Below are 10,604 nucleotides of genomic sequence, written 5' to 3'. Positions count from 1 at the left end.
GGCCTGTGGAGAGCGAGTTCACTCCACTTTGCGCCGTGCTGATCCCAGTCGATGCCGAAGTCGACAGCGACGTCACCGTGCTGTTGGTCGTGCTCAAGCCAGTGGACAGCGAGTTCACCCCGCTTTGCGCCGTGCTGATCCCAGTCGACGCCGAGGTCGACAGCGACGTCACCGTGCTGTTCGTCGTGCTCAAGCCCGTCGACAACGATGCAACGTTGCTGTTCGTCGCACTCAAACCAGTGGACAGCGAATTCACTCCACTCTGTGCGGTGCTGATCCCCGTCGACGCCGAGGTCGACAGCGACGTCACCGTGCTGTTCGTCGCGCTCAAGCCCGTCGACAACGATGTGACATTGCTGTTCGTCGCGCTCAAACCAGTGGACAGCGAGTTCACCCCGCTTTGCGCCGTGCTGATCCCCGTCGATGCCGAGGTCGACAGCGACGTCACCGTGCTGTTCGTCGCGCTCAAGCCCGTCGACAACGATGCAACGTTGCTGTTCGTCGCGCTCAAACCAGTGGACAGCGAGTTCACCCCACTTTGCGCGGTGCTGATGCCCGTCGACGCTGACGTCGACAGCGAAGACAGCTGGCTGCCGTTGATCGCATCCGTACTCGTCGCGTTCACCGCACCCGCTGCCACGTTCGTCAGTGTCACCGGCGTGCTGGCGCCAACACCACCCAGCGTCACCTTGGTGTGCGTGCTGTCGTCGTACTGCACAGCGTTGGCAACGCTCGTGGAAAGCGAGCTGATCCCAGTCGATGCCGAGGTCGACAGCGATGTCAGCGCGGTGTTGGTTGTGCTCAGGCCTGTGGAGAGCGAGTTCACTCCACTTTGCGCCGTGCTGATCCCAGTCGATGCCGAGGTCGACAGCGACGTCACAGTGCTGTTCGTCGTGCTCAAGCCAGTGGACAGTGAGTTCACCCCGCTTTGCGCCGTGCTGATCCCCGTCGACGCCGAGGTCGACAGCGACGTCACCGTGCTGTTCGTCGCGCTCAAGCCCGTCGACAACGATGTGACATTGCTGTTCGTCGCGCTCAAACCAGTGGACAGCGAGTTCACTCCACTCTGCGCCGTGCTGATGCCCGTCGACGCCGAGGTCGACAGTGACGTCACCGTGCTGTTGGTCGTGCTCAAGCCAGTGGACAGCGAGTTCACCCCACTCTGCGCCGTGCTGATGCCCGTCGACGCTGAGGTCGACAGCGACGTCACCGTGCTGTTCGTCGCGCTCAGACCAGTGGACAGCGAGTTCACCCCACTCTGCGCCGTGCTGATGCCCGTCGACGCTGAGGTCGACAGCGACGTCACCGTGCTGTTCGTCGTGCTCAAACCAGTGGACAGCGAATTCACCCCACTTTGTGCGGTGCTGATGCCCGTCGACGCCGAAGTCGACAGCGACGTCACCGTGCTGTTGGTCGTGCTCAAGCCAGTGGACAGCGAGTTCACCCCACTCTGCGCCGTGCTGATGCCCGTCGACGCTGAGGTCGACAGCGACGCCATCGAACTGTTCGTTGTGCTCAAGCCACTGTAGAGCTGACTTCCGTTGATGGCGTCTGTACTGGTTGCGGAAACTCGACCCGCAGCGACATTGCTGATTTGGCGCTCGCTACCTACGGCCCCGACGCTAACCACCCCGGTTGGGGTAGCACCGGCAAATCCGCTATACGTTTGCCCTCCCACGGTTGCACTGGCTGTGGCCACCGCCGCCGCCGTTACGGCGTTGTTTCCCAGTGCAACGCTGTTCGCAACCGTTGCCGAAGCAAAGTTCCCAATTGCAATACTGCTCGTACCCGCCGCCGATACCGATGCCGCATCTCCAAGTGCAACGCTATCCGAGCCTAATGCCTTGGAGTTCCATCCCAGCGCCGTGGCGTTTGCGCCAGTTGCCGTTGCAGAAGGGCCAATTGCGATGGAATTTTGAGTGCCCCCTGCGCTCGCAAGTGCCCCGATTGCAACGCTTCCAATAACAGAGGCAGTTGCACCCTCGCCAAAAGCTACGGCGTTTTGTGCAGCCTTTGCCGCATACCCAAATGCGGAGGCACCGGAATTAGTCGCAGTCGTATTAAAACCAAAGAGGGTAACGCCGTTATAGCCGCCGCCGTTAGCCCCGCAGCCTGTCACTGAGGAGTAATAGCCATTGCCATCAGTTGAGGTGCCAATGGTGGGGGTGACACCATCTGGTCCGGCACCTGAGCCCGTTGTTCCAGCGCCAGGGCACGTTGCCCCGCTGGTCGCACTCGTATTAACAGGCGCGAATATCGTCGCATGCGCCCCACCCGACACCAGGCCAATCAGCACCGCCGCAGCGCCTCTGGCCAGCCCGCCCTTGCTGCGCTTCCCTCGGGCAGATTGCACTTCTGAAACAGCCACCCAAGCGCCAAGCGCCTCACTCCAGATGCTTTTGTAAGTCTTGTTCATACTGATCCCTCTTTTTCTTGGCGCGAGCAGGTTGGTCAGAAAAGCAAGGCATGCAGTGCGTGCAGCGCACGTGTCCAGGTGATGAGATTCACCAGGGTGAGTGCTGCAATCAAAGGCATACGATGGTTACGGGAACGCAAACGCGACCCGCCCGCGTTTTGCACGTCGGACACGATGTCAAAGAAGAGTTGCTAAATCCCTATCTGTCGACCATCGTGCCCCGGCGTGGCCAGGGGAATAAAAACTCGTGTGTCTGGATCGCACCGCCTCCAAGGGACAACAGACGCTCGGTTGCGAACAGAGGTGTGCCGAGCCAGCTGAGCCCTGCCACATTTGGCGCAGTTACGCCATGAGGCACCCGCGGATATAGCGGTTGCATGCATCAGAACCACTCAAAACAACTGTGTCTGCCTGTTTTCTGCAAGGCGATGCTCGCCGTGTTCAGACGGCAACAACTCCACCAAGCATTGCCCTGGAGTCCAGTCGGCACAGGCCGCTGCATGACGTCACTTTGAAAAGCCCGGATCGCTGACGGCCATCGGGGTGCACTGGCTTACCGACCAGGCCCGCGCCGTCCTGCGCCAGAGCTCCAACATATTCATCACCACCTCAGTGTTACGCAACATGCGCTCCAATGCGGCGCCCAGCCTGGGAAATTGCTGGTGGACCTCACCACCCTCCAATCGACTCCGAGCCCCCCTCAAAAAAAGTTCTACTGTTGCAACGCCAGCGCCACTGAAGAAGCTCAAACCACCACGATGCGATGGATCAGCAGGTAGAGCAGACCACACCGTAACAGTCATTTTTTTACCCTTATCTTTGTTGATTTACTATCCAAAGCATCTTTTTCAAAAAGCAGCAATCAATCAGCTTTTCTATGGTGTCGCGCAAGGATATTCAGCTCGCTCTCAATTGCCTTCTGGCTCAACGCAAAGCCACCTGTTTTGCGCACCGAGGTAGCTGGCTTCGTCTTTGCGAAACCGTGCATGTCGCCGGTCTGCCCGACAGCGATCGCGCAAAATACTTGGTACGTGTCGTCAATCAACGCGGCGCTGACATTGCGCTGGACCTTCAACTCGGGGCAGAACAACTGATTTCCAAAATCGCGCGCCAGTTGGCCGGGCAGGCTGATTGATGATGCACATGGCCCCAAGCACACACTGCATGGTGGAGTACGCGAACGCCTAATAACTGCAGCTCACCTGCCCATCTTCCGCACTCAACTGCGTCAGGCGAAACCCGTGTGAATACACATTCACCAGCCTGAAACCGTGCTCCGGCTTGATGGCCATCTTGGTTCGCACGCGCGAGACATGCGTGTCCAGCGTCCTTGAGTCTGGACCAATGGCGCGCCCCCAAACCGCCTTCTCGATGACGTCCCTCGGTACCAGTCGTCCAACATTTCCAAACAAGTACAAAGCGACCTCGAATTCCTTTGGAGCCAGACCAACATCAACACCGTGCAAACGTGCAGTCTTAGTCACCGCATCCAGACTGTATGGCCCCAACTCAATCACGGTATCGTCGGCGTGGCTGGACGGATAAGCGCGCCGAAGCAATGCCACAATTCTGGCCGCCAGTTCGGCAGGGCGAATTGGTTTCGAGACGTAATCGTCCGCCCCCGCATTGAGCGCGCCCACAAGACTCTCCTCTGCCTGGCACGACGTCAAAAACATGACTGGCGTATGCAGCCCTACGGTCCTCCTAATCCATACCACCAGTTCGTCGCCGCTTAAATCCGGTAAGTTCTTGTCCAGTATGAATAAATCAAAGGACTGGTCCCTCAATGCGCGAATAAGCGACACGCCGTTGATAAAGCTCTCACATTCATGTGAAGTGGACTGGACAATCCTGCAAACCAACTCTGCTTGATCCTCACTGTCCTCTACCAAAGCAATCTTCATATTTACCTCATACCAGCACGGATTAAAACCGCGCACTTACAATGCTTCCCCACACCACATCAAATGCTTTCCAGCATGGAACAGGCAACTCCAAATCCATATAGCCAGCCTCTCGCACGCTCACAAAAAAAAAATATTTATATACAATTGTTTAATATCAAAACCCGATTCATAGACTATTCTCTAGGTAGACTCAGGCGAGCCAAATCTACCAAGACATTTTTGAACCCACAAGATAAGATGCTTTTATTAATATAAATACATATTATTATTGACATCATTCTTATAATTGAATTATGGATGCGTGCCATACCGTATCCAGCGCCGCCATTCGGACTGACACACGGCGCCACGTCCACTTGGTGGCAGAGCTGCACTCGTACGCGCGAAGCTTCAACAGACCACAGTTGCCCCCTTCTTACCCTCAAGCCCTGGACGCGATAGACCTAGAGAAGAACCCACAGCATTGCCGCCCGAACGCGGGCACTTGCCGTGAAGAAGTCGACGGGGAAGTGCAGTGGTATCGGTGTTGCTGAGCTTCACCGTACGGCCGGCTTGATAAGGAGAGTGTCAAGCCAAACGTTTGGCAGCCGACTTGAACCTAGACGGGGTGATGCTCTGCAAGACGTTCTGAGAAAAATTCGGCATGGCCAACGCATCGCAAAGTGCTCGTCGACCAACCGTGACGACTCGCTAATCTGCCTCTATGTAACGTTTGAGGGAAGATCAGGTGGTCAAGGCATCACGCTCAACGAATGGAACCTCCCTGGCCACTTCTTCGAAGATTGCGAGAAGCGCCTCAGCGGCGTCCGACAAGCGATGGTCGCGCCGCGTCAGAAGATAAGAGGACATGACAACCCCTTCCAGCTCGATCGGGATCACCTCAAGACCGTGGCTCTCCATCTTCAGTTTGAATGTCGGATACTGAACAGGCGCAATCATGTCTGCCTCCTGCAGCAAGAGCGCAGCCGCCGAGACCGTCAGGCAACGAGAGACCCTGGGTACTTGCAAGCCAATAGCGTCGAAGTAGTACGTGAACGCGCGGTCGGTATCGTCACCCGCCTCGCATGGCAACAGCCATTCATCATCGATCAGTGCATCGATACGCTGTGCACGAATTTTGGGGTGGGAGGGCCTGGCAACGGCCACCACCGACATCGAAAACAGCCGCTTCGGCACCACGAAATCCGGGAATTTCATATCCCTAAGCCCATTGACAATCGCGAAGTCGATGGCGTTTTCAAACAGCCTGCCCAACGCGGAGGAAAAGCTGCTTTGGTAGAAGGACAGCAATGTGCTGTGCCCTGCTCGCCGAAACTCACTGAATGCCTTCCGCAGCATGGAGCACTCTGCCAATTCAGACAGCCCCACTACGACACTTCCTGGCTGCCCTCCCTGCATTTCAAGCAGTTCGTCCTCAGCACGTTTCATGTCAGCCGTGATGGATTTCGCGCGACGGTAAAACACCGCCCCGTAAGATGTCAGCTTCACCCCCCTTACCGATCGCAACAGTAACGGTACGCCCAACGCTTTTTCCAGTTCACGCATGCTTGCGGTGATGGCTGGCTGTGTCACGCCAAGCGCGCGCGCTGCGCCATGGATACTGCCTTGTGTTACCACGTTCAGGAAAACATGCAGTTGTTGCAAAGTCATCGCTCGCTCCCCGGTCAATCCAACTTGCCGTCTTCATACTAGTATCGGCACCGGGTCGTACTAAGTGAGCTTTGCTATGCCAAATTTTCACCACCGCCAGCCGCGATCGAGGCCGCGTTGCCCAAATCGCGATGCTTGCCATGCCTACCTCCTAGTCACCGCACCACCACTAGCTGCCGTGTTGCATGGGGCAGCAGTCACACTCGTCCTAAACTTGATATTCGTGGATCGCCTGACGATGTCTCAGATAAAATGCGCGATCGATCATTGGGGGAAGAAGGTTTGCTGGTTAGGCGAACGCGGTTGGATATTTTTATGACGGGAGCGGACGGCAACCTTGAACATGCCATAGTCACTAAAACGCTGATTTTATTGCGACGTCTTCAATGCGGCGAACAATATACCGGCAGTCTCCCATTACACTTTCACGAAAAGAGTGTTTTGTTCGTCCACCCAAAAACGCCTGAGTAGTTCACTGTCGCGACTAGGCACTGCGAGCATATTTTGCCCCACCTCGAAGAAGTGGTAATTCTGCGGCGCTAAAAAATCTTTTATACGCTTTCTGTCCGTTTTTAGAATTTCCACCCAAATTAACGGTGCGTATGCCGCGATGAGCGAGCGCGCTCCCCTCAACACATCAAGCTCCATTGATTCCACGTCGATCTTCAGCAAATCGACTCTCTTTAGGTTCAAGCTATCCAGAGCGATCTGGCGAACCTGACGCCCTTTCTCCGGTGTGTAGTCAAGTGACTGCCCGACCGACAGCATCGGGTTCTCGGGCTTTCTGATTTCAAGACTTCCGTAGGAGCCGGGCTGACAGTAATTCACATGCGGTATCGTGATGACTTCGTTTATCGCACCCAGCGCCACATGATGTGCCTGAACATTGAAGAGATTGTTGATGGCAACGTTGCCTGCCAGCGCATAGAAAATAAAATCCTGCGGTTCGAAGGCATGCACAGTGCCCCAGTGCGTCATCAAGCGTCCGGCCTCTACCGAGAACACGCCAATATTGGCACCGCAATCAAGGAATACCACGCCGTCTCCCGACCGCTGTCGCTGAACATGCAAGAGCGACAATAGAAAATCCACCTCCGAACCGTCAAACGAAGCCGTTTCCAGTAGGTTCAAGCCTACGCCGTAACTGGGCCGCCCTTCGACCAATGCGTAGTCATTGCGATTGACGATCAGCGTGCCATGATTGGTCGCCGCAAGAATGAATGACAGCGCACGCTGTTCTGGAAACATAGAGCACCTTTTCTCAAACCAAACTTCCGTCGGCTGCCAACGCAAGCGTACCTTTACGCCGCGCGCGTGCGAATCATTGGCGACAGCCCATGCGAGCCGGAAGCCCGTTTCCCATAGCCATCCGCTTACGGCGCACCCACATACGGAACGCGCGGTATCAACTTAGATATCAGTCCGTCCCAATCGCCCATCGTGTCGGGCCTGAGCACACTCAGAGACGGGTACCAAGGCGTCGCATTCACGCTCTGTTCGTAGCGCCAATCTGCGCATTGCGCATTCAGCAACAAGCAGCCAGGCTTGTTCAGTGCACCAGCGGCGTGCGTGAGGACCCCATCGTTTCCAATGAATCCATCTAGCTGATCGATGATCCCAATTACTTGCGCAAGGCTAAAGTGCTGCGGCAGAACGGTGCAGCTTTGAGGGTCTTTCGCGTACGCCCCATCGGCCCAGCACATTCGTTCGTATCCACGCTGCATGACCACCCAATGGATGTCGCCTGAGGCCTCCCACAGCGGATCAAGATGTCTATGGCGCAGGCTCTTGCGCGCATATAGGTCGTTTGATTCACACGACGACCAGAAGATACCAACGCATCTTCTACCTTGCGCCCGCTTGCGTATTTCACTAAGTTGCTGCTCAACCTGCAGATCGTTACGCGGCTCGATATGGCGACTGGTAGACCCATAGCCAAGCACGGGAAATAGCGACGAAAATAGCGCGAATGGCGTGGTCCACATATGCGCATCGCTACGCCCATACACGAAATCCGCGAGCTTCAACTGCTGCGCGGATTGATGGTCTTGATCGTTGAGGCGGCAATCACCCAACAGTCCATCGAACTGAACGTCCCGGCCAATCTCAACGCCAATTGCCTGCAGGGCCCGTGCATACCGAATCCACTGAATGAAATCGCCGAATCCACATGAGAACCCCTTGATGGTCAGTTGCTTGGGTAGCTCATGCTGCCCACACCAGTAACGTTCGACATCCTGCGCGGGCCATAGCTCGGCAACAGCCTGTTGGCTGCAATAGGTCTGATGGAAAGCGTGGATACCTGCCGGGATACCGCGCCTCCGCATGAGGCTGCGCGCGCGAATATGTTCGCTCATGCACGATGGCTGGACGACATGGCCGGGCTGGGTGCTCAGTGCCCGATCATCTTCGCCAAGATAGTGGGAGCCAGACAGCCGCACGTAGTAGGACGATTCGCGGGGAAGTTCCGCTTTGGATGCCAGCATCTCAAGTGCCGCGAGGCCAATTTCCTTTGTGCCAAGATGGGCGCAGATGTCCGCAAGGCAATGGAAGTGCATACCGAAGGCGCCGGCCTCCCGCGTAAGCATGAAGCAGATATCCAGTGCCTGCAGAAGCCGGCCCGACCGGTAGTACATCTGTGCCTGCCAGTACCAGTAATCGGCCTGCCCCTTATCTGAATCATGGCGCGACGCAAGGAATGCGGTGCAAGCATCAACTTGGCCGCTGAGCAGCGCAGACTGCAGCTTTTCGTAGCTATCGATAATCACGCGTGACTCATTTTTCGGCAGTCAACGTAGCGTTAAACAGGGGGCATCAATCGATGCCTGGCTTGATGCATTCGCTGCCCACCATGCGTGGGCGTCGTCAGCCCGCATCGGGCGGCCAATGAAATAGCCTTGCGCCATATCGCACCCCATCTCCCGCAGCAAGTCCATGACTTGTTTTGTCTCCACACCCTCCGCCACGACCTGCATGCCGAAGTCGTGAGCAAGCCGGATGGTCCACGCCACGATTCTTTGGTCCGCCTTGTTGCTGTCCAATGCCGCGATAAATGATCTGTCGATCTTGAGCACATCCACCGGCAGCATCTTCAGGTAAGCGAGCGAGGCATAGCCTGCTCCAAAATCGTCGATGGACAGCTTGACGCCAAGGTCTCGAAGCATCAGCAATCGCTTGCATACGATGGCCGAGTCTTGGATGAGCGCGCTTTCCGTGATCTCCAATTCAATCGATGCCGGGTGAATTTCAAACTCATCCAACATCGCTCTCATGTCGTCGACGAAATGTGGTGATGCGAAATTCCGTACGCTAACGTTGATCGACAATGATGTTCTCAACCCTGCATGACACCAATAGCGAAGCTGCGAAAAAGACCGCCTCATCACCCACTTCGTGAATGGATGAATGAGCTCACATGCCTCCGCGATCTGGACAAAGACCTCGGGTGAGATATAGCCGTGCTCGGGATGGCTCCATCGTGTAAGTGCCTCAAAGCCCTCACCCCGTCCGTCAGCGAGTCTCACCTTTGGCTGGAACACCAGCGATAGCTGTTCTTCGCCGATCGCCTTTTCAAAGTCTTGTTTTCTCAACATCATTTCAGGTGCCGCCCCATCTTTGTTATCCCCCTTTGCGACACCAAAGCTCGACATGAGAGATGTGTCTCGCCCCCCGGCTCGATCAGCGATCAGAAGCCCCCGCTCCTCCATGTCATCTGCAGGTAGCGAACCATGGCAGGTTATCGGACAAAGGCTTGGCCGCTCAAAAACAATCGTTAAGCCCGGCAATATCGGAGCCGTGGCGGGGGCGACACGCAACAACGGCTGCAACGGTGCGACCGTGCAAGCCAAGCACTCGCACAAGCATGCGAAGCGGCTGCGGACCACGCGGCGCAGCCGTCACATCAAGAAACTTGGGTGTGAAGTGAGGCGCGAGGTCTGTGGGCTGGCCAACGCGGTGGCGCAAGTGCCATTAGGGTATTCGAGGCGCCCCCCACAAGAGCAAAGGTGAAAGCGAACGCTCTGGCTCGAAGTTCGCCAGACGCTGGCCCAACACATCGAAGCAGCGCTTCCGATCAGCGCGGCCAGCGCGGGCGTCGTCATAGAACTGCCCCAAAAAAAATGCCAGGCGGACGGGACGTCGCCTGGCACAACAGGGTGTGTCGAGGTTCAGGGAAAGAGGAGCGTATCGAACCCCGACGGCGGAACGATAATGCAGTCAGCGCGAAGTACTGTGTCTAACTGTATCTCGTGATGTTGTAGATAAATCTGATTACGTGCCTTTCTGACGTGACCGGTTGTTTCGAGTCCAGGTTGAAAGAGAGAAATCAACCCTGGCAAGGAGCAACCCAAGATGCCCCGCAAGAGCGTTACCCCCGAACAAATCATCGCGAAGCTGCGGCTCCTCCAAGTAGCGATGGGCAGTGGCAAGACCACCCAGTTGGCCTGCAAGGAGGCCAGCATTTCCGAGCAGGCCTATTACCGCTGGCGCAAGGAGTACGGCGGCTTGCAGCACGACCAAGCCAAACGCTTCAAGGAGCTTGAGCGCGAGAACGCCCGGCTGCGCAGGCTGGTTGCCGACCTGTCGCTGGAGAAGGCGATGCTCAAGGAGGTCGCTTCGGGAAACTGGTGAGC

Annotated in this window: 7 protein-coding genes and 1 pseudogene; 2 read left to right on the top strand and 6 right to left on the bottom strand. The window is 56.5% G+C overall.

Going from position 1 to position 10,604, the window contains the following annotated elements:
- A partial coding sequence (locus tag JHD73_RS24025) for an ESPR-type extended signal peptide-containing protein (protein WP_269848301.1) occupies positions 1 to 2,416 on the bottom strand: 2,416 nt, incomplete at its 3' end.
- Positions 2,417 to 3,293: 877 nt separating this feature from the next.
- Here JHD73_RS24025 and JHD73_RS24020 point away from each other — a divergent pair.
- The gene (locus tag JHD73_RS24020) at positions 3,294 to 3,551 is read left to right on the top strand and encodes a hypothetical protein (protein ID WP_199032687.1); all 258 of its coding nucleotides are present in this window, start codon (positions 3,294 to 3,296) and stop codon (positions 3,549 to 3,551) included.
- A gap of 49 nt (positions 3,552 to 3,600) precedes the next feature.
- On the opposite strand, the gene JHD73_RS24015 is transcribed toward JHD73_RS24020, so the two are convergent.
- The 5 genes from JHD73_RS24015 to JHD73_RS23995 form a co-directional block, all read right to left on the bottom strand.
- The gene (locus JHD73_RS24015) at positions 3,601 to 4,320 is read right to left on the bottom strand and encodes a response regulator transcription factor (RefSeq protein ID WP_199032686.1); all 720 of its coding nucleotides are present in this window, start codon (positions 4,318 to 4,320) and stop codon (positions 3,601 to 3,603) included.
- Between the two features lie 726 nt (positions 4,321 to 5,046).
- On the bottom strand, positions 5,047 to 5,973 hold the full coding sequence (locus JHD73_RS24010) for a LysR family transcriptional regulator (RefSeq protein ID WP_199032685.1): 927 nt from the start codon (positions 5,971 to 5,973) through the stop codon (positions 5,047 to 5,049).
- 417 nt (positions 5,974 to 6,390) lie between these two features.
- Entirely contained in the window at positions 6,391 to 7,221 is an 831-nt protein-coding gene (locus tag JHD73_RS24005; protein ID WP_199032684.1) for an FkbM family methyltransferase, read from the bottom strand.
- A gap of 125 nt (positions 7,222 to 7,346) precedes the next feature.
- On the bottom strand, positions 7,347 to 8,741 hold the full coding sequence (locus tag JHD73_RS24000; RefSeq protein WP_199032683.1) for a hypothetical protein: 1,395 nt from the start codon (positions 8,739 to 8,741) through the stop codon (positions 7,347 to 7,349).
- Positions 8,742 to 8,762: 21 nt separating this feature from the next.
- On the bottom strand, positions 8,763 to 9,623 hold the full coding sequence (locus tag JHD73_RS23995) for an EAL domain-containing protein (RefSeq protein ID WP_199032682.1): 861 nt from the start codon (positions 9,621 to 9,623) through the stop codon (positions 8,763 to 8,765).
- A gap of 700 nt (positions 9,624 to 10,323) precedes the next feature.
- On the opposite strand from JHD73_RS23995, the pseudogene JHD73_RS23990 reads away from it, so the two are divergent.
- Positions 10,324 to 10,593, top strand: a pseudogene (locus JHD73_RS23990) (transposase); the annotation flags it as partial.
- Positions 10,594 to 10,604: the final 11 nt, after the last annotated feature.

Source organism: Ralstonia sp. ASV6 (genome assembly GCF_016429285.1).
Taxonomy (GTDB): Bacteria; Pseudomonadota; Gammaproteobacteria; order Burkholderiales; family Burkholderiaceae; genus Ralstonia; species Ralstonia flaminis.
Note: the sequence above shows the minus strand (reverse complement) of the source record. Positions and strands in the feature narration are given on the sequence as shown.

What these genes read in the sequence shown, in the direction of transcription:
- JHD73_RS24020 (WP_199032687.1), top strand. Translation starts at nt 3,294, where the DNA reads ATGGTGTCGCGCAAGGATATTCAGCTCGCTCTCAATTGCCTTCTGGCT.
- JHD73_RS24015 (WP_199032686.1), bottom strand. Translation starts at nt 4,320, where the DNA reads ATGAAGATTGCTTTGGTAGAGGACAGTGAGGATCAAGCAGAGTTGGTT.
- JHD73_RS24010 (WP_199032685.1), bottom strand. Translation starts at nt 5,973, where the DNA reads ATGACTTTGCAACAACTGCATGTTTTCCTGAACGTGGTAACACAAGGC.
- JHD73_RS24005 (WP_199032684.1), bottom strand. Translation starts at nt 7,221, where the DNA reads ATGTTTCCAGAACAGCGTGCGCTGTCATTCATTCTTGCGGCGACCAAT.
- JHD73_RS23995 (WP_199032682.1), bottom strand. Translation starts at nt 9,623, where the DNA reads ATGTCGAGCTTTGGTGTCGCAAAGGGGGATAACAAAGATGGGGCGGCA.